This window comes from Pseudomonas sp. GM55 (genome assembly GCF_000282395.1).
Taxonomy (GTDB): Bacteria; Pseudomonadota; Gammaproteobacteria; order Pseudomonadales; family Pseudomonadaceae; genus Aquipseudomonas; species Aquipseudomonas fluorescens_CC.
On record NZ_AKJJ01000085.1, the window covers coordinates 1 to 20,873 of the forward strand.

A 20,873-nucleotide genomic window follows, 5' to 3' on the forward strand; every position below is an offset into this window, starting at 1 on the left:
GGGGGGGGGGGGAGCCGATAATGCCGATTTCACCGTTGCTGTTGTCGGTAGCGGATTTCACCGCACCGTTGGCGGCTTTGCCGGCAACCGCTTCACCACCGGCTTGTGCCGTTTGTCGATCGCGCAGGATTCGCGCGGCGGCTTGCAGCATTTCGTCGTGGTCGAATGGCTTGGCGATGTAATCCACCGCGCCCATTTTCATCGAGTCCACCGCCGAGCGCAGGCTGGCATAGCTGGTCATGATCAGCACTGGCGTGCCTTGGGCGAGCTTGATCAACTCCGTGCCAGGCGCGCCCGGCAGGCGCAGGTCGCTGACGATCAGATCGAACGAGGGAATGGTGAAGCGTTCTTGTGCTTCCTGCACTGAACCGGCTTCGCTGACCTGGTACTGGTTACGTTCCAGCAGGCGGCGCAAGGCGGAGCGGATAATGGTTTCGTCTTCGACGATCAAAATGTGCGGCATTGATTCGATACTCTCGACGGTCTCAGTTCACAGCGGACGTCGCTTCGACATGACGCGGCAAGGTAACCCTGATTCGGGTGCCGCGTTGGCTTTGAACATCAGCCGGGCTGTCGATGGTGATTTGTCCATAATGCTCTTCAACGATGGAATAGACCAGTGCAAGGCCCAGACCGGTGCCTTCGCCAGGGTCCTTGGTGGTGAAGAAAGGTTCGAACAATCGGTCCATGATGCTCGACGGAATACCGCTGCCTTCGTCCTCCACGATCAGATCGACCGTGTGTTCGCCGGCTTCACTCTTGACCCGTACGGCGCTGCCGGGAGGCGAGGCGTCACGGGCGTTTGAAAGCAGGTTGATCAATACCTGGGCCAGCCGTTGCGGGTCGCCTTCGACCCAGTGTTCGGGGTCGCACAGGTTGTAGAACTGCACTTCGAAATTGCGCCGGTTCAGGGCCAGCAGGCCGATGGCATCCTGAGCCACTTCGGCCAGACAGACGGGCTCGTCGCTGTGCTGATGGCTGCCGGCATGGGCAAAGCTCATCAGCGACTGGACGATGCGCGATACGCGTTTGGTCTGCTCGAGGATCTGGCCACTGATTTCCTTCAGCTCGCCGTCCTCTTCCCGTTCTTCGCGCAGGTTTTGCGCCAGGCACGCAATGCCGGTAATCGGGTTGCCGATTTCATGGGCCACGCCGGCCGCCAGTCGACCGATGCTGGCCAGGCGCTCGGAGTGCACCAGTTTGTCCTCGAGCATCTGGGTTTCGGTCAAGTCTTCCACCAGCAACACCAGGCCACTGTTGCCCGGTGCCAGCGGTTCATCGATCGCCGCTTTGTGCAGGTTCAGCCAGCGAGTCTGGCCGTCGAGGGCCAAGTGCTGTTTGTGCAAGTGCTCATCCGGCAGATTGATGAAGCCTTGCAGCAGTTCTTTCCATGGGTCGGCAATGGTACTCAGGCGCGAACCGACCACGCGCTGCGCAGCGATGCCGGTGAGTTCCTCCATGGCCTTGTTCCACATGAGGATTTCCTGATCCTTGGCCAGCGAGCAAACACCCATCGGCAATTCCTGCAGGGTCTGGCGGTGATAGCGGCGCAGGGCATCGAGTTCGGCGGCCAGGCCTGTCAGGCGCGAGTGGTAGTCCTCGAGACGGCTTTCGATGAAGTGAATGTCTTCGGTGACGTAGTTTTCGCCGCCAGCCTTGTACGGCAGGAACGTCTCGACCATGTCCTGGGCCACGCTCGGCCCCATCAGGCCGGAGAGGTTGGCTTCGATGCGGTCGCGCAAGCGGCGCAGGGCATACGGCCGGCGCTCGTCGAAGGGCAGATAGAGGTCGCGCAGTGCCTGTTCCACTTCTTTCTGCGCCGCTTTTGCACCCAGTGGTTTTGCAAGCTGTGTGGCGAACTCCTGGGGCGAGGCGGCGTGCAATTCCCGACGTTGCGGGCGGCGGACGTTATCCACGGCGCAGGCTTCGGCAGCGCTCGCCTCTTCGGTGCTGGCGTTGGTGAATAGCGAGATCAGGGTAAACATCAGCACGTTGGCCGCCAGCGAGGCAATCGCCGCCATGTGCCAGCTGGTGTCGTCCAGCACGTAGATCATGTTCAGCAGCGGAATGTAGAAGCCTTGCAGGTTGCCGACCAGCGGCAGCAGCATGGTCACCAGCCACACCAGTATCCCCGCCAGCAAACCGGCAATGAAGCCGCGACGGTTGGCGGTCGGCCAATACAGGACCGAGAGCACGCCTGGCAGGAACTGCAACGTGGCGACGAACGCGACAATGCCGAGGTTGGCCAGGTCCTGCTCGGCACCGAGCATCAGGTAGAAGCCGTAGCCGGCCATGATGATCGCGACAATCAGCGCCCGGCGGGTCCACTTCAGCCAGCGGTAGATATTGCCTTCGGCCGGTGGTTGGTACAGCGGCAGCACCAGGTGGTTCAAGGCCATGCCGGATAGCGCCAGCGTGGTGACGATGATCAGGCCGCTGGCGGCGGAGAGCCCGCCGACATACGCCAGCAACGCCAGCGCCTTGCTGTTGGCGGCAATACCGATGCCCAGGGTGAAGTATTCCGGATTGGTGGTGGCGCCCAGTTTCAGGCCGGCCCAGAGAATCAGCGGCACCGCCAGGCTCATCAGCAGCAGGAACAGCGGCAGCCCCCAGCTCGCACTGACCAGCGAACGCGGGTTGAGGTTCTCGGTAAAGGTCATGTGATACATGTGCGGCATCACGATCGCCGAGGCGAAGAACACCAGCAACAGCGTACGCCACGGGCCTTCCTGCAACGGCGTGTGCAGGGCAGCGAGCGCGGTCTGGTTTTGCAGCAGCCAGAGCTCAAGCTGTTGCGGGCCGTCGAACACACCGTACAGCGCATACAGCCCGACACCGCCGAGGGCGATCAGCTTGATCACCGACTCGAAGGCAATCGCAAACACCAGGCCTTCATGCTTCTCGCGGGTGGCAATGTGGCGGGAACCGAAGAAAATCGTGAACAGCGTAATCAATGCACAGAAGCTCAGGGCCACGCGATTCTGCACCGGCTCGCGGGTGAGAATGCCGATGGAGTCGGCGACCGCCTGAATCTGCAAGGCCAGCAGCGGCAGTACGCCGACCAGCATGAAAATTGTGGTCAGCGCACCGGCCCAGGTGCTGCGGAAGCGGAAGGCAAACAGGTCCGCCAAAGACGACAGTTGATAGGTGCGGGTGATCTTCAGGATCGGGTAGAGCAACACCGGCGCCAGCAGAAATGCCCCGGAGACACCCAGATAGCTGGACAGAAAACCGTAGCCGTACTGATAGGCCAGGCCCACGGTGCCGTAAAACGCCCAGGCACTGGCATAGACGCCCAGTGACAGGGTGTAGGTCAGCGGATGGCGAATGATCGCCCGCGGGATCATGCCCCGTTCACTGATCCAGGCCACGCCGAACAGCACCGCCAGGTACGCGGCGCTGATCAGGATCATCTGGGTCAGGCTAAAGCTCATCGGCATCTTTTTGGCTCTGCAGGATGAAGGTCACGACGATCAGAATCAGCCAGAGCAGATAAGGGCGATACCAGGCGCCAGTGGCGTCGATCCACCAATCCATGATGGCCGGGGAAAACAGGTAAATCCCCACTACCAAAAGCAGGACCAAGCGATAGATGTACATCCCGGCCTCTCTTTTTTATGCGCGTGCCCGAAAACGTGCGGCGATGGTAACGGATGGGCGCGCCACTGCAAGTGCGATCACAATAGCTGTGCCTCGGGCAGGTTCAGTGTGCGCGGGATCAACGAAGCATCCCAGTGGGCAATGCCCCAGTTCAAGACTTCCCGTGGCGTGGCGTAAGCCAGTTCGGTTCCCGGGTTCTGCCCCAGCGCGCGTAGCGCCCGCAGCAACAGCGGCGTTGCCTGATCCTCGGTCAACGGCGGTGAACGGTAGGATTTACCCAGTTTATTGCCATCGGGCTGAGTAATCAGCGGGATATGCAGATAACGCGGTTGAGGCAGGCCGAGCAGTTCCTGCAGGTAGAGCTGGCGGGGCGTGGAGTCCAGCAGGTCGGCACCCCGAACGATATCGGTGATGCCCTGCCAGGCATCGTCCAGGACCACGGCCAACTGATAGGCGTAGAGCCCGTCGCGGCGGCGGATCACGAAGTCGCCAACTTCCCGGCCCAGATGTTGGCGGTGTTCGCCCTGCACCCGGTCGAGGAAGTGGTATTCCAGTTCCGGTACGCGCAGGCGGATGGCGGCATCATCAGTGCCATGGCCGGCATTGCGGCACAGCCCGGGATAAATCCCGTGATACGGTTCCAGCTGCTTGCGCGAACAGGTGCAGGCGTAGGCCAGGCCGTGATTGAACAGGCGATCGAGCACCTCGGCGTAGGCATCGTGGCGTTCGCTTTGGCGAACCAGGTCGCCATCCCACTCGAAGCCATAGCTTTCCAGAGCCTTGAGAATGGCCGCCTGGGCGCCGGGTTCTTCGCGGGGTGGATCAAGGTCTTCCATGCGCATCAGCCACAGGCCACCCACCGAGCGTGCGTCAAGGTAGGAGGCCAGTGCGGCGACCAGTGAACCAAAATGCAGGTGGCCGCTGGGCGTCGGGGCGAAACGCCCGATGTAGGTGGCGGAGGTGGTGGCGGTCATCAGGGCAAGGCTACTTATTCCAGGCTGTCGTCAGATTCCTGTAGGAGCGAGCTTGCTCGCGATTGCCGTCAACGATAAAGCTGGGAGCCTGGTACCCCGCGGCGTTCTCAGGTTCATCGCGAGCAAGCTCGCTCCTACAGTGATGGCGATTTTAATCGCAACGGGCATCAGCGAATCTTGGAAACAAAAACGGAGCGTTCGCACGCTCCGTTCTTCGATCAAGTCGCAATTATTTGCCGACTTGCTTTTCCTTGATTTCCGCCAGGGTCTTGCAGTCGATGCACAGGTCGGCGGTAGGGCGTGCTTCGAGGCGCTTGACACCAATTTCGATGCCGCAGGATTCACACCAGCCGTACTCTTCGTCTTCGATCAACTGAAGGGTCTTGTCGATCTTCTTGATCAACTTGCGTTCACGATCGCGGGCACGCAGTTCGAGGGCGAATTCCTCTTCCTGGCTGGCACGGTCTGCCGGATCAGGAAAGTTGGCCGCTTCGTCCTTCATGTGGTCCACGGTCTTGTCGACACCTTCCATCAGCTCTTTTTTCCACTGATTCAGAACCTTGGTGAAGTGCTTGCGCATGGGCTCGCCCATGTACTCTTCGCCGGCTTTCTGAACATAGGGCTCGAAGCCGCTGATCGTCTGGTTTTGCTGCTTTGCTTGGGTGGACATGAAATAGACCGCCTCTACTCTTGTAATCCATCTGCGCAGGATTGCTCCATCACCGACACCTGCCGGCCCTGCGGCTGCAAGCGGGCGAACTTACCAGATCAACTCGGGCCGCGCTACTCCCGGATGTCGAGCTCGCGGCACATGCTGCTTGCAAATGATGACAAACCGTTGTCTGGTGGCTCTGGAACCCTGCTCAATTATTGATTTTAGTCAAACCTTGCGTAAGCGCTTGAGTCGTTTGTGGTCGGGGTTATAAGGCCTCTGACCGCTTTAGGTTCTCGCTCGTTCCTGCGCTTGGGTAGAATCGGTTTTTTTCCCCCTGTTGAAGGAAGGCCAATGGCTCAGCCCTACAGTGCCCGCAGTCGCGCGATCGAACCTTTCCACGTCATGGCGCTGTTGGCGCGGGCCAATGAATTACAGGCAGCCGGCCATGATGTGATCCACTTGGAAATCGGCGAGCCGGACTTCACCACCGCCGAGCCGATCATCCAGGCCGGCCAGGCTGCGCTGGCGGCAGGGCGAACCCGTTACACCGCCGCGCGCGGTATTCCGGAGCTGCGCGAGGCCATTTCAGGCTTTTATCAGCAGCGTTATGGTTTGAACATCGACCCGCGGCGCATCCTCATCACGCCCGGCGGGTCCGGCGCTTTGCTGCTGGCCAGCGCTTTGCTGGTAGACCCCGGTAAACACTGGCTGCTGGCGGACCCGGGCTACCCTTGTAACCGGCATTTCCTGCGACTGGTGGAAGGCGCGGCACAATTGGTGCCGGTCGGTCCCGATGTGCGTTATCAATTGACGCCTGGCCTGATCGAGCGTCATTGGGACCACGACAGCGTTGGCGCATTGGTGGCGTCGCCGGCCAATCCGACCGGCACGATCCTGACCCGCGACGAGCTGGCGAAGCTGTCTGCCGCGATCAAGGAGCGCCACGGTCATCTGGTGGTCGACGAGATTTATCACGGCCTGACCTATGGCACTGATGCGGCCAGTGTGCTGGAAGTCGACGACGGTGCATTCGTTCTGAATAGTTTTTCGAAGTATTTCGGGATGACCGGTTGGCGGCTGGGATGGCTGGTGGCCCCCGACGCTGCCGTTGGTGAGTTGGAAAAGCTCGCCCAGAATCTCTACATCAGTGCTCCAAGCATGGCGCAGCACGCTGCACTGGCCTGTTTCGAGCCGGCAACCATCAGCATTCTCGAAGAGCGTCGCGCCGAATTTGGCCGGCGTCGGGATTACCTGCTGCCGGCCTTGCGTGAAATGGGCTTCGGCATTGCGGTGGAGCCGGAAGGTGCTTTCTACTTGTACGCCGATATCAGCAAGTTCGGCGGCGATGCCTTCGCATTCTGTAAACACTTTCTCGAAACCGAGCATGTGGCATTCACCCCGGGGCTGGATTTCGGGCGTTATCAAGCCGGGCATCATGTGCGGTTCGCCTATACGCAAAATCTCGAGCGTTTGCAGGAGGCGGTCGAGCGCATTGCCCGTGGGTTGCGGAGCTGGCAAGGCTGATGCGATTTCATCCTCCACTCGAAGAAGGTCGCCTGATTCGTCGTTACAAGCGTTTTCTCGCCGATATCGAAACCGTTGGCGGCGAATTGTTGACCATTCACTGCCCGAACACCGGCTCGATGCTCAATTGCCAGGTCGAGGGCGGGCAGGTCTGGTTCAGCCGCTCCAACGACCTGAAACGCAAGTTGCCCGGCACCTGGGAGATCGGTGAAACCCCGCAAGGGCGGCTGTTTTGCGTGAACACCGCCCGGGCCAATGGTTTGGTCGAAGAGGCTCTGCGTGCGGGCATCATCACTGAGCTGAACGGCTTTACTGGGCTCAAGCGCGAAGTGGCTTATGGTCAGGAAAACAGTCGCATCGATTTTCGCCTCGATTACCCCGACGGGCCGGCCTACGTCGAAGTCAAAAGCGTGACCCTGGGCTTCGACGGTACCGCGGTGGCGGCGTTCCCCGATGCGGTCACGCAGCGTGGCGCCAAGCATCTGCGGGAGCTGGCCCATTTGGCCAGGGACGGTATTCGCGCGGTGCAGTTGTATTGCGTTTGCCTGACCGACATCGAGGCCGTGCGCCCGGCGCAGGAAATCGATGCGGCTTATGCGCAGGCCTTGCGTGAGGCGGTGGCCTGTGGGGTTGAGGTGCTGGCTTACGGTGTGCGGTTGAATCACCAGGAAATGTTGGTCGACCGGCGTCTGGACGTGTTGCCGGGTGGCTAAAGGCTGATCCAGATCCCTTGTTCATCTTCGCGACAGGCCACGGCGGTCAAGGCTTGCCCTGCGCAAGGGCCGGCGACGCATTCACCGTCTTCGATCAGGAACAGTGCGCCATGGGTGGCGCACTGGATCAGGCTGTTGCTGGGGTCGAGAAACTGATCGGGATGCCACTCCAGACCGACTCCTCGGTGGGGGCAGCGATTGATGTAGACAAAAACCTGCCCGCTGCGACGCACCGCAAAAAGCTTTTGGCCGTCGATGTCGAACCCGCGGCTGCTGTCGTTGACCAGCACGGCGCCTGCGCAAAGCAACTTCATGTCTATCCTCGGTCCCGCAGCTCGTCAGCGGATATGCCCGAGCTTGGTCGTTAAATGCTAACAAAAATGAAATGGCCGTCTTGCCCACCGGGTACAAGTGCCTGTCGCTGAGGATACTTGGCCTGCTCCTTCGATGCCCGGGAAAACTGTAAAGGAAGCCGTTTATGCGCTTGATCACCCGCGTCGCGGTGATCTGCATGGGGCATCATCACCTGATCTGGCCAGTACTTTTCCACAGGCAAAAAAAGACCCGGCAAGAGCCGGGTCAAATAACCGTGATTAGCCTGATGAGGAGATAATCCGAGAGTCCGAACCAAGGGCTTTTCAGAATATCGACCAGTCTCGCGACCAGTTGTGATAATCATATCGATTCTCATTACCAAGTCAACCGCTGTTTCCTGAATTCTTTTCGAATTGCCGGTTTTTCGTCTGCAGGCCCCGTAATCATTGGGCTGCAGGTTGCAATACTTCAGTAAGTTTTGTCGGATCAGTTCTTGTGGCGTGAAGAGATGGCTTCCAGTTGTCTGTTCAACGCCTCCTTGCGCTCGGCGGGAATGTCATTCCAGTGAACGTCCATCAGGGCGCCTTCGATTGCGTACAACAACACCTTGGACGCTCGAAAGCCGCGCGTACGCACGGCCCGATAAGCATCCACCGCCCCGAGGCGCCGCAAGTCCGAAGCGCTATGGATGCCCACGGCATGCAGCCATTGCGCTGACGTCTTGCCAAGATTCTTCAGGTGTTGCAGTTCATCATTCATCAAGCCTCCTTGCGATGGCCGAATGGAGATCGTGGGCAATCTTCTGAGGAGTGTAGCCATCAGCAGGAAAAGCGTGATTGTTTGCTCGTTTTCGACGCAAATGCTTCTAAGAGGCGAGTATTGGCAGTGTGTGAAAAGTCTGCGAACGCGGGAGGAAGAGGCGGGGAACAATCAGGAATTACGGGTGAATATCCCCCACAGTCCAACGCAATGGGGGCGCTGGACGTGTCAGTCAACGACGTTGATCAGCGGGTGCGATAGCGCAATCGCGTGCCGAAGTTCATCGACATCAGGATTTCGTCGGCACTGAGTTCCACCGGAAAGTAGGCGCCGGAGATTTGCGCGTGGGCCAGGCTCGCGCCTTCCAGGTTGGCCTTGCGAAAATCGATGCCGCGCAAGTCGGCGGAACGGAAGTAGGCGTCGCTGAAGTCCACGCCGTCAGCATTCAGCTCGCGCAGGTCCAGCCCCCGGAAGTCTCCACCCACCATGTCGATGGGGCCATCCTTGGGGCGTTCACTGTTGAAGCCTCTGATGTCGTCTTTGTGCAGCAGGGCATAAAGCGGTGTGTCGAGAAGTTTCGGCTGGCTCATGTCGCATCACCTGATGGTTTTATGACGCCAGTATAGTGCCACTATTTGACAGTCGTGAAGCCAGCGCCGGCCTCACGACTGAAATAGTTTCCTACAGGCCTGGCAGGCGCTGGCGAATCTGTGCCACAACGGTATCGAGAGTCCCGCTTTCATTGGTCTGGACGCGCTTGCTGCAGAGGATTTCTGCGGGCGTCAGCGCTTCACGGCTGGCTTGTTGGGCTGCGATAACAGCCAGGGTGGCGTCGGACGGGTCTTTCTTGTCTGCCTGACGCACGGCCAGCCAGCTTTCGATCACGGCCTGTGGCGCATTGCAGTCGAGAATCAGGAACGGTGCGCCGGTGGCCTCGGCCACCTTCGCGGCGCTGTCACGCTGATCACGCTTGAGGTAAGTGGCGTCGACCACCACCGGGAAGCCCGCACGCAGAATGACGTCGGCAATTTCGTGCAGGCGGGCATAGGTCGCCGCGCTGGCGTCGGCACTATAGATGCCGGCCTGTACGTCATTCTCGACGGTTTGCTCGCCGAACAGACGCTTGCGCTCGACATCGGAGCGCAGGCGAATCGCACCCAGGGCTTCGACCAGGCGCATGGCAACATGGCTCTTGCCGACGGCGGAAACGCCGTGGGTAATGGCCATGAAGCGCGAAGGAATGGTGCTGTAGCTTTCCGCCAGGTTGGCGTAGTTGCGGTACTGGCGCAGGGTTGTGGCGCGCTGCACGGCAGTGGCGTCGGCCGGCATGCTGAACAGGGCGACTTTGGCGCGAACCAGTGCGCGGTAGGCTTTGTAGAAGTTCAGCAGTTCGAGGCCGCGATAGTCACCTGTCAGCTCCAGGTACTGGCTGATGAAGCGACGCGCGAGGCACTTCAGGCCGCGATCTTCCAGGTCCATGGCCAGGAAGCCGGTGTCGGCATAAACGTCGGTAAAACGAAACGGTTCGTTGAATTCGATGCAGTCGAAGATCACGACCTTGCCATCAATCACGGTCGCGTTGCCCAAGTGGATATCACCGTGGCATTCACGAATGAAACCTTCGGCCTTGCGCTGGGCGAACAGTGGTTTGAGGCGCTCGAAGCTGCTTTCGGCCCAGGCTTGCAGGGCGTCGAGTTGCAGCAGGTCGGTTTTGTCGCTGAGGAACGGACGGATCTGTTCGAAGTTCTGCCGCACCGGCGCCATGACGCTGTCCGGAGTGCCGGCTTCGTGCTCGGCTGGCACTTTCGGTGCGCTGAGGTGGAAGCGGGCGATTTGTTCAGCCATCTCGTCGATGTGTGCGGTGGTCAGTTCGCCGTTGGCCTGAAGGGTGCTCAGCAATCCGTTTTGCGGGAACTGGCGCATCTTCAGGACATATTCGATGGCCGGGCCTTCGCCGCCCAGTTGCGGAGCCTCGGCGCTGCCGGTGACGGGCAGTACTTCAAGGTACAGATCGTCAGTCAGGCGCTGGTTCAGGCGCAGCTCTTCAGCGCAAAAGTGTTCGCGAGCTTCAAGGCTGGTGAAGTCGAGAAAACCGAAATTGACCGGCTTCTTCACTTTATAAGCGAAGGGGCCTGTGAGAACGACCCAGGAAATATGGGTTTCGATGACCTGGAATCCGTCTACAGGATGCGGGTAGAGGGCAGGGTTTTGCAGGGCAGCGATCAGGGACTGGCTCACAGGCGATCCTTCAGAGTCTGGAAAATCAAGGCCGCCATTATGGCTGTAAGTCCGCTTGGCGCAAACCTCGGAGCGCTCCTGTCGGGTATGAATAAAGTGCGTATAATCCGCCGCCATGACTCGTACCCGAACTCCCCGCACTCCAAAAAAACCACCCTCCAGGGGCCTGCGCCCATGGTTGGGCTGGGCCATTAAACTCAGTCTGGTCGGCCTGGTCGTGCTGGCCGGATTCGCCGTTTACCTTGATGCAATCGTCCAGGAGAAGTTCTCCGGCAAGCGCTGGACCATTCCGGCCAAGGTTTACGCGCGCCCGCTCGAGCTGTTCGTCGGACAAAAGCTGAGCAGGGACGATTTCCTCACCGAGCTCGATGCCCTGGGCTATCGCCGTGAAAGCGTGGCTAACGGTCCGGGTGCGGCGTCGGTCAACGGTAATACCGTTGATTTGAACACCCGTGGCTTCCAGTTCTATGAAGGCATGGAGCAAGCGCAGCCGGTGCGCGTGCGCTTCTCTGGCGATTACGTGGCGGAACTTTCGGGAGCGAAGGACTCGAAGCTTTCCGTGGTGCGCCTGGAGCCGCTGTTGATCGGCGGTCTGTACCCGAAAAACCTCGAAGACCGGATCCTGATCAAGATCGATCAGGTGCCGCCGTACTTGCTTGAAACGCTGGTGGCTGTCGAGGACCGCGATTTTTATCATCACTTTGGTGTTTCGCCGAAGTCGATCGCCCGTGCAATCTGGGTCAACGGTGCGGCCGGCCGCATGCGTCAGGGCGGCAGTACGCTGACTCAGCAATTGGTCAAAAACTTCTACCTGACCAACGAGCGCAGCCTGAGCCGCAAACTCACCGAAGCGATGATGGCGCTGCTGCTCGAGCTGCATTACGACAAGCGCGAAATCCTCGAGGCATACCTCAACGAGGTGTTTATCGGGCAGGACGGTCAGCGCGCGGTGCACGGTTTCGGTCTGGCGAGCCAGTTCTTCTTCAGTCAGCCACTGGCCGAACTCAAGCTGCATCAGGTCGCACTGCTGGTGGGCATGGTCAAGGGGCCTTCTTCGTATAACCCGCGTCGTAATCCGGAGCGTGCCCTTGAGCGGCGCAACCTGGTGCTCGATGTCCTGCAAGAGCAGGGCGTCGCGACTGCCGAGCAGGTTGAGGCCGCGAAGAAGATGCCGCTGGGCGTGACCAAGCGCGGCAGTCTCGCGGACAGCTCGTTCCCCGGCTTCCTCGACCTGGTCAAGCGTCAGTTGCGCGAAGATTATCGCGACGAAGACTTGACCGAAGAAGGCCTGCGGATCTTCACCAGTTTCGACCCGATCCTGCAGATGAAGGCCGAGGCGTCGGTCAACGACACCTTCAAGCGTCTGGCCGGGCGCAAGGGTTCCGAAGACGTCGAAGCGGCAATGGTTGTGACCAACCCGGAGACTGGCGAAGTACAGGCCATGATCGGCAGTCGCCAGGCCAGCTTTGCCGGGTTCAACCGGGCGCTGGATGCGGTTCGGCCGATCGGCTCGCTGATCAAGCCGGCGGTTTATCTGACTGCGCTGGAGAAGCCTAGCCAGTACACATTGACCAGTTGGCTGTCGGACGAAGTCTTCTCGGTCAAGGGTGCCGACGGCCAGGTGTGGAAACCGCAGAACTACGATCGTCGCTCTCACGGTACTGTCTTCCTTTATCAAGGCCTGGCGCATTCCTACAACCTGTCGACCGCGCGTCTCGGTCTGGCGGTCGGTGTGCCGAACGTCCTGAAGACGCTGGCGCGCCTGGGTGTGACTCGTGAGTTCCCGGCCTTCCCGTCAATGTTGCTCGGCGCTGGCGGCATGACGCCCATCGAAGTCGCGACCATGTACCAGACCCTCGCCAATGGCGGCTTCAATACGCCGATGCGCGGGATCCGTAGCGTGCTGACTGCCGAGGGCGAGCCGCTCAAGCGTTATCCGTTCCAGATTCAGCAGCGTTTCGATCCAGCCTCCATTTACCTGATCCAGAGCGCCATGCAGCGTGTGATGCGTGAAGGTACTGGCAGCTCGGTTTATAACGTGTTGCCAAGGACGCTGACCCTGGCGGGTAAAACCGGTACCAGTAACGACTCGCGGGACAGTTGGTTTGCCGGTTTCAGCCAGGACTTGCTCGCGGTGGTCTGGCTGGGTCGCGATGACAACGGCAAGACGCCTTTCACTGGCGCCACCGGGGCCTTGCAGGTCTGGACCAGCTTCATGCGCAAGGCTGATCCACTTCCCTTGGACATGCCGCAGCCGGACAATATCGTTCAGGCTTGGGTTGATTCGCGAACCGGGCAAGGTTCTGATGCCGGTTGCCCAGGCGCGGTGCAGATGCCGTATATTCGCGGCAGCGAACCGCCTCCCGGCGCCGTCTGCGGTGGTGAAAACCCTGCCGAGACGGTGATGGACTGGGTCAAGGGCTGGATGAATTAAGCAAAGAGGATTTCAAGTGAACAAGTGGTTGATTCCAGCGGTTGCCGCCGTAGCTTTGCTCAGCGGTTGCTCCACCGTACAACGTGGCTCGATTCCGGTTGTGGATTCTGGCACCGCCGTGTCCAACAGTGAGCGGATCTCGGCCAATGGCGGCTTCCGCCAGTCGACCGTCAAGCGCCCTGTACAAGGTCATTCGCAGGCCCAGGCGATTCCGCAAGGTGACAGCGGCGTCGTGGTGATGGTGCCAGGCGCTGCAACGACTTCAACGCCGATCAGCACCACGCCGATTACCCCGGGTCCGATCACGCCGGGGCCGATTGACACGTCGCCGATCCAGTCGGCGCCGCTCAATCAGGGCAGCTACAGCATGCCGTCGTCGCCAAGCGGGATTCCGTCAGCCAGTTCGGGCGGGCTGTCTGCCGACGAGCAACTGGACGGCCCGGTATTGGCGTTGCTGACCACCGCTCAACAGCAACAAGCGAGTGGTGATCTCAATGGTGCCTCCTCCAGCCTCGAGCGCGCCCAGCGCGTTGCTCCGCGTGAGCCGCAGGTGCTTTACCGTCTGGCGCAGGTGCGGATGGCTCAAGGCGATGCGGCCCAGGCCGAGCAGTTCGCTCGCCGCGGGCTGACCTTTGCCAATGGCCGTCCAGCCCTTCAGGCGAACTTGTGGGAACTGATTGCCCAGGCGCGTGAAAAACAGGCTGACTCCCAGGGCGCGGCATTGGCTCGTCAGAAGGCCAAGGTAACGCTGTGATGGATACGCGCTTTCTGAAAATCGCCGATCAACTGTTGTTGATCGAGCGCGAATTGCGGGTGCAAGGGTGGTGGGATGAAGTCTCGCCATCTGCTGAAGCGCTTTCCAGCGTCGAACCGTTTTCGGTCGATACACTGGATTTCGAGCAATGGCTGCAATGGATCTTCCTGCCGCGCATGAAGATGATCCTCGAGCAGAATTTACCGCTACCCAATGCTTCGGGCATTCAGGAAATGGCCGAAATGGTCTTTGCCGGACGCAATGTCCAGGGCAAGGATCGGCAGTTGCAGGCATTGCTCAAACAGTTTGATCAACTGATCACAGCGTCTCGCTGAGCCAGAAGCTGCCAGCGTCCGCTGGCAGTTGTCCACAATCTCTCTCTATTTTGTCGGCCGTTGCAGCCTAAGTGCATGCGCGTGCCAATTTTTTGCCAAAACTTGCGCAATTGAAGCTAACACACAGCGGATTTACAGGTTTTTTCTTGCGTTCTCATGTGCTTACTAGAATAAAGCTCATAGACGACTTGACTTGCGAAGGGCGAAACAGAAGAATCCAAAGTCCGCTGTACAGGGACTGCCAGAAGCAGACCCTCTCAGCAGATCATGAGGCGCATATCCGCGTCGACCTGTTACACCCGCAACGCGTTACCTCGCGCTGGGTGGGAAAGGCCCGCAACACTTGGGACGATCCCAATACTTGCTCAGTCAGTGCTGACGTAGTCGGCGACCACCGTCGCTCATGCTCTGCTGAGAAGTAAACCTATTAAGACCCGTCCCATTTTTCGTGGGCGGTATTCTGGCGTTTTAGAGGTGAGCAACGTGGAGCTTTTATCTGGCGGTGAGATGCTCGTCCGCTTTTTGCGCGACGAAGGCGTCAAATATATCTACGGGTACCCGGGTGGTGCTCTTCTTCATGTCTACGATGCCCTGTTCAAAGAACCGGAAGTGACCCACATCCTGGTTCGTCACGAGCAAGCGGCTACCCATATGGCTGACGGCTACGCCCGTGCCACCGGTAAAGCCGGCGTGGTACTGGTGACTTCCGGTCCGGGTGCAACCAACGCCATCACCGGTATCGCCACGGCCTACATGGACTCCATACCGATGGTGGTCATTTCCGGCCAGGTACCGAGCACCATGGTCGGCACCGATGCTTTCCAGGAAACCGACATGATCGGTATCTCCCGGCCAATCGTGAAGCACAGCTTCATGATCAAGCACGCGTCGGAAATCCCGGAAGTCATGAAGAAGGCGTTCTACCTGGCGCAATCCGGTCGTCCTGGCCCGGTCGTTGTCGATATTCCGAAAGACATGACCAACCCGGCCGAGAAGTTCGAATACGTCTTCCCGAAAAAAGCCAAGCTGCGCTCCTACAGCCCGGCTGTTCGCGGTCACTCCGGTCAAATCCGCAAGGCGGCAGAAATGCTCCTGGCGGCCAAGCGTCCCGTGTTGTACTCGGGCGGCGGCGTGATCCTCGGTGGTGGTTCTGCGCCACTGACCGAGCTGGCGAAGATGCTTAACCTGCCAGTGACCAATACCCTGATGGGCCTCGGTGGCTACCCTGGCACCGACCGTCAGTTCATCGGCATGCTCGGCATGCACGGCAGCTACACCGCCAACCTGGCGATGCACCATGCTGACGTGATCCTCGCTGTCGGTGCGCGTTTCGACGACCGTGTCATCAATGGCGCGTCGAAGTTCTGCCCGAACGCCAAGATCATTCACATCGACATCGACCCGGCTTCGATCTCCAAGACCATCAAGGCCGACGTGCCAATCGTGGGTCCGGTCGAGAGTGTCCTGACCGAAATGGTCGCGATCCTCAAGGAAATCGGCGAGACCCCGAACAAGGAGTCCGTGGCCAGCTGGTGGAAGCAGGTTGACGAGTGGCGTGGTGATGGCGACCTGTTCCCGTACGACAAGGGCGACGGCAGCAAGATCAAGCCACAGACCGTGATCGAAACCCTGTGCGAAGTGACCAAGGGCGATGCCTTTGTGACCTCCGACGTGGGCCAGCACCAGATGTTCGCTGCGCAGTACTACAAGTTCAACAAGCCGAACCGCTGGATCAACTCCGGTGGCCTGGGCACCATGGGCTTCGGTCTGCCGGCGGCCATGGGCATCGCCTTGAGCTTCCCTGACGCTGACGTTGCATGCGTCACCGGCGAGGGCAGTATCCAGATGAACATCCAGGAGCTGTCGACCTGCCTGCAATACGGTTTGCCGGTGAAGATCGTCATCCTCAACAACGGTGTGCTGGGGATGGTTCGCCAGTGGCAGGACATGAGTTACGGCAGCCGTCACTCGCACTCCTACATGGAATCGCTGCCTGATTTCGTCAAGCTGGCAGAGGCCTACGGCCACGTCGGTGTACGCATCACCGAATCGAAAGACTTGAAGTCGAAGATGGAAGAGGCGTTCGCCATGAAGGATCGCCTGGTGGTGATCGATATTTCGGTCGACACCAGCGAGCACGTCTACCCGATGCAAATCAAAGACGGCTCCATGCGCGATATGTGGCTGAGCAAGACGGAGCGTACCTAATCATGCGGCACATTATTTCCTTGCTTCTGGAAAACGAACCCGGCGCTCTGTCTCGTGTGGTTGGTCTGTTCTCGCAGCGTAACTACAACATCGAAAGCCTGACCGTGGCCCCAACCGAAGACCCGACCCTGTCGCGTCTGACGCTGACCACTGTCGGTCACGATGAGATCATCGAGCAGATCACCAAGAACCTGAACAAGCTGATCGAAGTGGTAAAACTGGTCGACCTGTCGGAGAGTGCTCACATCGAGCGTGAACTGATGCTGGTCAAGGTCAAGGCCACCGGCGCCCAGCGCGCCGAGATCAAGCGCACTACCGATATTTACCGTGGACAGATCGTCGATGTCAGCGCCAGCGTGTATACCGTTCAACTGACCGGTACCAGCGACAAGCTCGACAGCTTCATTCAGTCCATCGGCACCGCCTCGATTCTGGAAACCGTCCGTAGTGGCGTGACCGGCATTGCCCGCGGCGACAAAGTACTCAGCATCTAAACCAAATTAGCGAACGGCCTGAACGGCCTGATATAGGGGAAATTCATGAAAGTTTTCTACGATAAAGACTGCGACCTGTCGATCATCCAGGGCAAGAAAGTTGCCATCATCGGTTACGGTTCCCAGGGTCACGCTCAAGCGTGCAACCTGAAAGATTCCGGCGTTGACGTGACTGTTGGCCTGCGTAAAGGTTCGGCTACCGTTGCCAAGGCTGAAGCCCATGGCCTGAAAGTGACCGACGTTGCTTCCGCTGTTGCAGCTGCCGACCTGGTCATGATCCTGACCCCGGACGAATTCCAGTCCTCCCTGTACAAGAACGAAATCGAGCCGAACATCAAGAAAGGCGCCACCCTGGCCTTCTCCCACGGCTTCGCGATCCACTACAACCAGGTTGTGCCGCGCGCTGACCTCGACGTGATCATGATCGCGCCGAAGGCTCCGGGGCACACCGTGCGTTCCGAGTTCGTGAAGGGCGGCGGTATCCCTGACCTGATCGCTATCTACCAGGACGCCTCGGGCAACGCCAAGAACGTCGCTCTGTCCTACGCTGCCGGCGTTGGCGGCGGTCGTACCGGCATCATCGAAACCACGTTCAAGGACGAGACTGAAACCGACCTGTTCGGCGAACAAGCCGTTCTGTGCGGCGGTACCGTCGAGCTGGTCAAAGCCGGTTTCGAAACTCTGGTTGAAGCTGGCTACGCGCCGGAAATGGCCTACTTCGAGTGCCTGCACGAACTGAAGCTGATCGTTGATCTCATGTACGAAGGCGGTATCGCCAACATGAACTACTCGATCTCCAACAACGCCGAATACGGCGAGTACGTGACCGGCCCTGAAGTCATCAACGCCGAATCCCGTCAGGCCATGCGCAACGCCCTGAAACGTATTCAGGACGGCGAATACGCCAAGATGTTCATCAGCGAAGGCGCTACCGGCTATCCTTCGATGACCGCCAAGCGTCGTAACAACGCCGCTCACGGTATCGAAATCATCGGCGAGCAACTGCGCTCCATGATGCCGTGGATCGGTGCCAACAAGATCGTCGACAAAGCCAAAAACTAAGTCACGCGCTTGTGCGAAAAACGCGGCTTAGGCCGCGTTTTTTCGTTTGGGAGGCCGGTTCTGGTATAAAGCTGCATCGTTTGCGGCCGAACCGTCGTCCCAGACACCTGTCCAAACTTTCCACCCCGTTGCAAGGTAATGTCCATGAGCGAACGCCCCGAAGAGCCAAGCCAGGCTTCTGACGCCGAAAGCCTGCTGCCCATCGATGAACATGTCGAGGAAGGGCATGACGCTGAAGGTCGTAAAGTCCGGCATCGTGGTATCTATCTTCTGCCGAATCTGTTCACCACTGCGAACCTGTTCGCAGGGTTCTACTCCATCATCAACTCGATGAGCGCCCAGGCTGCCTTGAGTGCCGGCGACTCGGTCAATGCGAGCAAGTACTTTGCGTTTGCGGCGATTGCCATTTTCGTCGCGATGGTACTCGACGGCCTTGATGGTCGGGTTGCGCGCATGACCAATACCCAGAGCGCGTTTGGTGCCGAGTACGACTCGCTGTCGGACATGGTCGCTTTTGGAGTTGCGCCGGCATTGCTGGCCTTCGGTTGGGCCTTGGGTGACATGGGCAAGGTCGGCTGGATGGTTGCCTTCGTTTATGTCGCGGGTGCGGCGCTGCGTCTCGCGCGTTTCAACACTCAAGTCGGCACGGCGGACAAGCGTTACTTCATCGGCCTGGCCAGCCCGGCGGCGGCGGGTGTTGTTGCGGGCATCGTCTGGGCGTTCAGCGATTACGGTATCCAGGGCTCCAAGATGTCTTTCCTGGTGGCGCTGATGGTTGCTGCGGCCGGCATGCTGATGGTCAGCAACATCAAGTACAACAGCTTCAAGGAGCTGGATCTGAAGGGGCGAGTGCCTTTCGTGGCGATTCTCGCTGTGGTACTGGTCTTCGCAGTGGTGTTCAGTGATCCGCCGCGCATCCTGCTGCTGGTGTTTCTCGCCTATGCAGCCTCCGGTCCGGTTCAATACCTGTTACGCCTTCGCCGTAACAAGAGCGCGTAATTTCCCTCATACTCCGCAGTCTATGGGTGCATCTGTCCTCCAAAGCTGCGGAGTAACCATGCTGATCAAAGTCTCCAAGGCGTCCGACTGCCATGAGTCGGACGTCACGCCTGAATCCCTCTATCTATCTCGACGCAAAGTGCTCGGTGCCACGGTTGCCGGTTTCGCTTTGGGCAGCCTGCCGCAATGGGCCAGTGCTGGCGAAGCTGTGCGGTACCCGGATGTTGAATCCGGCAAGGCGCCTTCCTGGTTCAGCGAAAAGCTTCCGCTTACCAAGTGGGGTGCGGTCAACGTCAAGGATGAGGCGATCACGCCGTTCAAGGATGCGACCCATTACAACAACTTCTACGAGTTCGGCACCGACAAAGGTGACCCGGCTGCCAATGCCGGCACGCTGAAGACGGAGCCGTGGTCGGTAGTGGTGGACGGGGAGGTGGGCAAGCCTGGGCGGTATGCGCTGGAAGACTTCATGAAGCCGTATCAGTTGGAGGAGCGAATTTACCGACTGCGTTGCGTGGAAGCCTGGTCGATGGTCATTCCCTGGATCGGTTTTCCCCTCTCGGCTTTGCTCAAGGAGGTCGAACCGACCTCGAAAGCCAGATTCATTCGCTTCGAAACCCTGCAGGATCCCAAGAGCATGCCGGGTCAGCGTTCCGGTTTTGCCTTGATCGACTGGCCATATATAGAAGGGCTGCGTCTGGATGAGGCGATGAACCCGTTGGCGATTCTCGCGGTAGGCATGTACGGGCGTGAGTTGCCCAATCAAAACGGTGCGCCGCTGCGATTGGTGGTGCCTTGGAAATATGGTTTCAAGAGCATCAAGTCCATTGTGCGCATCAGTCTGGTCGGCGAGCAGCCGAAAACCACCTGGCAGAGCATTGCGCCGGATGAATATGGCTTTTATGCGAACGTGAATCCTACGGTTGATCATCCTCGCTGGACTCAGGCTCGTGAACGCCGCTTGCCCAGTGGTTTGCTCAAACCCAATGTGCGCGACACGCAAATGTTCAACGGCTATTCAGAGGAAGTCGCCTCTCTATATACGGGGCTCGACCTGAGGGCGAATTACTGATGCGCTGTCCGCTCTGGCGTATCGGTGTCTTTATCCTGGTGTCGGTGTGGCCGCTGCTGTGGTTGTACCAGGCCTGGGAGGATGTCCTCGGGCCGGATCCGGGCAAGGTGCTGGTCGATCGACTGGGTTTGGGGGCACTTGTTCTGCTGCTTGTAACGTTGAGCATGGCACCTTTGCAGAAACTCACCGGTTGGGCGGGGTGGAACGCCGTGCGGCGACAGTTGGGGTTGTGGTGTTTTGCCTATGTGCTGCTCCATCTCGGTACTTACTCCGCATTCATTCTTGGTTTTGACTGGTCGCAGCTGGGTGTCGAGTTGCGCAAGCGGCCTTACATTATTGTCGGGGCGCTGGGTTTTCTTGGTTTGCTGGCATTGGCAGTGACGTCCAATCGATACAGTCAGCGGCGATTGGGTGCTCGCTGGAAGCAGTTGCATCGCCTGGCTTATGTAATTCTCGGGCTTGGATTGCTGCATATGCTCTGGATTGTGCGCGCCGACCTGAAGGAGTGGGCGATCTATGCCTCTATAGGTGCATTGCTGTTAGTGCTGCGGCTACCGCCTTTGGCCCGTCGAATCCCGCGTTTGATGGCTAAAAAGGGCTCTTCTGCCAAAAAGGCGTAAATAGTGGTTGACGGCAGATTCTGGAGGCCTATAATTCGCCCCACTTCCGGCGCAGTCGAAACGGAAAACTCCTTGATAAACAAAGAGTTACGCAAGTTTCGGCAGCAGGTTGCTTCA

The 20,873-nt window shown here is 59.2% G+C and carries 21 protein-coding genes; 11 read left to right on the plus strand and 10 right to left on the minus strand.

What is annotated here, in order from left to right; all coding sequences use genetic code 11:
• From PMI31_RS21260 to dksA, 5 genes are all read right to left on the minus strand, one after another.
• The coding region (locus PMI31_RS21260; protein ID WP_008020486.1) for a response regulator at positions 1-463 on the minus strand (463 nt) is incomplete at its 3' end.
• A 22-nt stretch (positions 464-485) separates the two neighbouring features.
• A complete protein-coding gene (locus PMI31_RS21265) occupies positions 486-3,440 on the minus strand; it encodes a sensor histidine kinase (RefSeq protein WP_007971103.1) in 2,955 nt (984 codons plus the stop codon).
• Positions 3,424-3,600: a hypothetical protein gene (locus PMI31_RS30565; RefSeq protein ID WP_003176118.1), complete on the minus strand. Its 177-nt coding sequence runs from the start codon at positions 3,598-3,600 to the stop codon at positions 3,424-3,426. The genes PMI31_RS21265 and PMI31_RS30565 overlap by 17 nt, the downstream gene beginning before the upstream one ends.
• A gap of 77 nt (positions 3,601-3,677) precedes the next feature.
• Positions 3,678-4,574 (minus strand): tRNA glutamyl-Q(34) synthetase GluQRS, encoded by an 897-nt coding sequence (gluQRS, locus tag PMI31_RS21275; protein WP_008020488.1) that lies wholly within the window; start codon positions 4,572-4,574, stop codon positions 3,678-3,680.
• A 229-nt stretch (positions 4,575-4,803) separates the two neighbouring features.
• Positions 4,804-5,244, minus strand: a complete 441-nt coding sequence (dksA, locus tag PMI31_RS21280) for an RNA polymerase-binding protein DksA (RefSeq protein ID WP_007995322.1) — start codon at positions 5,242-5,244, stop codon at positions 4,804-4,806.
• A gap of 336 nt (positions 5,245-5,580) precedes the next feature.
• Between dksA and PMI31_RS21285 the strand changes: the two genes are divergently transcribed.
• Positions 5,581-6,753, plus strand: coding sequence for a pyridoxal phosphate-dependent aminotransferase (locus PMI31_RS21285; protein WP_008020490.1), 1,173 nt, complete (start codon positions 5,581-5,583; stop codon positions 6,751-6,753).
• Entirely contained in the window at positions 6,753-7,466 is a 714-nt protein-coding gene (sfsA, locus tag PMI31_RS21290; protein WP_008020491.1) for a DNA/RNA nuclease SfsA, read from the plus strand. The genes PMI31_RS21285 and sfsA overlap by 1 nt, the downstream gene beginning before the upstream one ends.
• On the opposite strand, the gene PMI31_RS21295 is transcribed toward sfsA, so the two are convergent.
• The 5 genes from PMI31_RS21295 to PMI31_RS21310 form a co-directional block, all read right to left on the minus strand.
• A complete protein-coding gene (locus tag PMI31_RS21295; protein ID WP_008020493.1) occupies positions 7,463-7,780 on the minus strand; it encodes a Rieske (2Fe-2S) protein in 318 nt (105 codons plus the stop codon). The two genes, sfsA and PMI31_RS21295, sit on opposite strands and share 4 nt — an antisense overlap.
• A gap of 50 nt (positions 7,781-7,830) precedes the next feature.
• Complete coding sequence (locus PMI31_RS30840) at positions 7,831-8,145, minus strand: hypothetical protein (RefSeq protein WP_157213296.1); 315 nt, start codon at positions 8,143-8,145, stop codon at positions 7,831-7,833.
• Positions 8,146-8,267: 122 nt separating this feature from the next.
• Positions 8,268-8,540, minus strand: coding sequence for a TfoX/Sxy family protein (locus PMI31_RS21300; protein WP_008020494.1), 273 nt, complete (start codon positions 8,538-8,540; stop codon positions 8,268-8,270).
• A gap of 245 nt (positions 8,541-8,785) precedes the next feature.
• On the minus strand, positions 8,786-9,130 hold the full coding sequence (locus tag PMI31_RS21305) for a pentapeptide repeat-containing protein (protein ID WP_008020496.1): 345 nt from the start codon (positions 9,128-9,130) through the stop codon (positions 8,786-8,788).
• A 91-nt stretch (positions 9,131-9,221) separates the two neighbouring features.
• Positions 9,222-10,778, minus strand: a complete 1,557-nt coding sequence (locus PMI31_RS21310) for a bifunctional aminoglycoside phosphotransferase/ATP-binding protein (RefSeq protein WP_008020498.1) — start codon at positions 10,776-10,778, stop codon at positions 9,222-9,224.
• A gap of 115 nt (positions 10,779-10,893) precedes the next feature.
• Here PMI31_RS21310 and mrcB point away from each other — a divergent pair, with 115 nt between their 5' ends.
• The 9 genes from mrcB (at position 10,894) to msrQ (ending at position 20,756) form a co-directional block, all read left to right on the plus strand.
• Positions 10,894-13,212 carry a penicillin-binding protein 1B gene (gene mrcB / locus PMI31_RS21315; protein ID WP_008020499.1) on the plus strand — a complete coding sequence of 773 codons (2,319 nt, stop codon included), beginning with the start codon at positions 10,894-10,896 and terminating at the stop codon, positions 13,210-13,212.
• 16 nt (positions 13,213-13,228) lie between these two features.
• Entirely contained in the window at positions 13,229-13,966 is a 738-nt protein-coding gene (locus PMI31_RS21320; protein WP_008020502.1) for a tetratricopeptide repeat protein, read from the plus strand.
• Positions 13,966-14,301, plus strand: coding sequence for a YqcC family protein (locus PMI31_RS21325; protein ID WP_008020503.1), 336 nt, complete (start codon positions 13,966-13,968; stop codon positions 14,299-14,301). Before PMI31_RS21320 ends, PMI31_RS21325 begins: the two co-directional genes overlap by 1 nt.
• A gap of 483 nt (positions 14,302-14,784) precedes the next feature.
• The gene (locus PMI31_RS21330) at positions 14,785-16,509 is read left to right on the plus strand and encodes an acetolactate synthase 3 large subunit (protein ID WP_008020505.1); all 1,725 of its coding nucleotides are present in this window, start codon (positions 14,785-14,787) and stop codon (positions 16,507-16,509) included.
• A 2-nt stretch (positions 16,510-16,511) separates the two neighbouring features.
• Positions 16,512-17,003: an acetolactate synthase small subunit gene (gene ilvN, locus PMI31_RS21335; RefSeq protein ID WP_003205610.1), complete on the plus strand. Its 492-nt coding sequence runs from the start codon at positions 16,512-16,514 to the stop codon at positions 17,001-17,003.
• A 45-nt stretch (positions 17,004-17,048) separates the two neighbouring features.
• Positions 17,049-18,065, plus strand: a complete 1,017-nt coding sequence (ilvC, locus tag PMI31_RS21340; protein ID WP_003228216.1) for a ketol-acid reductoisomerase — start codon at positions 17,049-17,051, stop codon at positions 18,063-18,065.
• Positions 18,066-18,209: 144 nt separating this feature from the next.
• The gene (gene pssA / locus PMI31_RS21345; protein ID WP_008020508.1) at positions 18,210-19,064 is read left to right on the plus strand and encodes a CDP-diacylglycerol--serine O-phosphatidyltransferase; all 855 of its coding nucleotides are present in this window, start codon (positions 18,210-18,212) and stop codon (positions 19,062-19,064) included.
• Between the two features lie 58 nt (positions 19,065-19,122).
• A complete protein-coding gene (msrP, locus tag PMI31_RS21350) occupies positions 19,123-20,136 on the plus strand; it encodes a protein-methionine-sulfoxide reductase catalytic subunit MsrP (protein ID WP_008020510.1) in 1,014 nt (337 codons plus the stop codon).
• Positions 20,136-20,756 (plus strand): protein-methionine-sulfoxide reductase heme-binding subunit MsrQ, encoded by a 621-nt coding sequence (msrQ, locus tag PMI31_RS21355; RefSeq protein WP_008020511.1) that lies wholly within the window; start codon positions 20,136-20,138, stop codon positions 20,754-20,756. Before msrP ends, msrQ begins: the two co-directional genes overlap by 1 nt.
• Positions 20,757-20,873 lie beyond the last annotated feature (117 nt).

Bases quoted from the DNA above. Each gene is read 5' to 3' on its own strand.
- PMI31_RS21265 (WP_007971103.1), bottom strand. From the start codon at position 3,440: ATGCCGATGAGCTTTAGCCTGACCCAGATGATCCTGATCAGCGCCGCG.
- PMI31_RS30565 (WP_003176118.1), bottom strand. From the start codon at position 3,600: ATGTACATCTATCGCTTGGTCCTGCTTTTGGTAGTGGGGATTTACCTG.
- gluQRS (WP_008020488.1), bottom strand. From the start codon at position 4,574: ATGACCGCCACCACCTCCGCCACCTACATCGGGCGTTTCGCCCCGACG.
- dksA (WP_007995322.1), bottom strand. From the start codon at position 5,244: ATGTCCACCCAAGCAAAGCAGCAAAACCAGACGATCAGCGGCTTCGAG.
- PMI31_RS21285 (WP_008020490.1), top strand. From the start codon at position 5,581: ATGGCTCAGCCCTACAGTGCCCGCAGTCGCGCGATCGAACCTTTCCAC.
- sfsA (WP_008020491.1), top strand. From the start codon at position 6,753: ATGCGATTTCATCCTCCACTCGAAGAAGGTCGCCTGATTCGTCGTTAC.
- PMI31_RS21295 (WP_008020493.1), bottom strand. From the start codon at position 7,780: ATGAAGTTGCTTTGCGCAGGCGCCGTGCTGGTCAACGACAGCAGCCGC.
- PMI31_RS30840 (WP_157213296.1), bottom strand. From the start codon at position 8,145: ATGATTATCACAACTGGTCGCGAGACTGGTCGATATTCTGAAAAGCCC.
- PMI31_RS21300 (WP_008020494.1), bottom strand. From the start codon at position 8,540: ATGAATGATGAACTGCAACACCTGAAGAATCTTGGCAAGACGTCAGCG.
- PMI31_RS21305 (WP_008020496.1), bottom strand. From the start codon at position 9,130: ATGAGCCAGCCGAAACTTCTCGACACACCGCTTTATGCCCTGCTGCAC.
- mrcB (WP_008020499.1), top strand. From the start codon at position 10,894: ATGACTCGTACCCGAACTCCCCGCACTCCAAAAAAACCACCCTCCAGG.
- PMI31_RS21325 (WP_008020503.1), top strand. From the start codon at position 13,966: ATGGATACGCGCTTTCTGAAAATCGCCGATCAACTGTTGTTGATCGAG.
- ilvN (WP_003205610.1), top strand. From the start codon at position 16,512: ATGCGGCACATTATTTCCTTGCTTCTGGAAAACGAACCCGGCGCTCTG.
- ilvC (WP_003228216.1), top strand. From the start codon at position 17,049: ATGAAAGTTTTCTACGATAAAGACTGCGACCTGTCGATCATCCAGGGC.
- pssA (WP_008020508.1), top strand. From the start codon at position 18,210: ATGAGCGAACGCCCCGAAGAGCCAAGCCAGGCTTCTGACGCCGAAAGC.
- msrP (WP_008020510.1), top strand. From the start codon at position 19,123: ATGCTGATCAAAGTCTCCAAGGCGTCCGACTGCCATGAGTCGGACGTC.
- msrQ (WP_008020511.1), top strand. From the start codon at position 20,136: ATGCGCTGTCCGCTCTGGCGTATCGGTGTCTTTATCCTGGTGTCGGTG.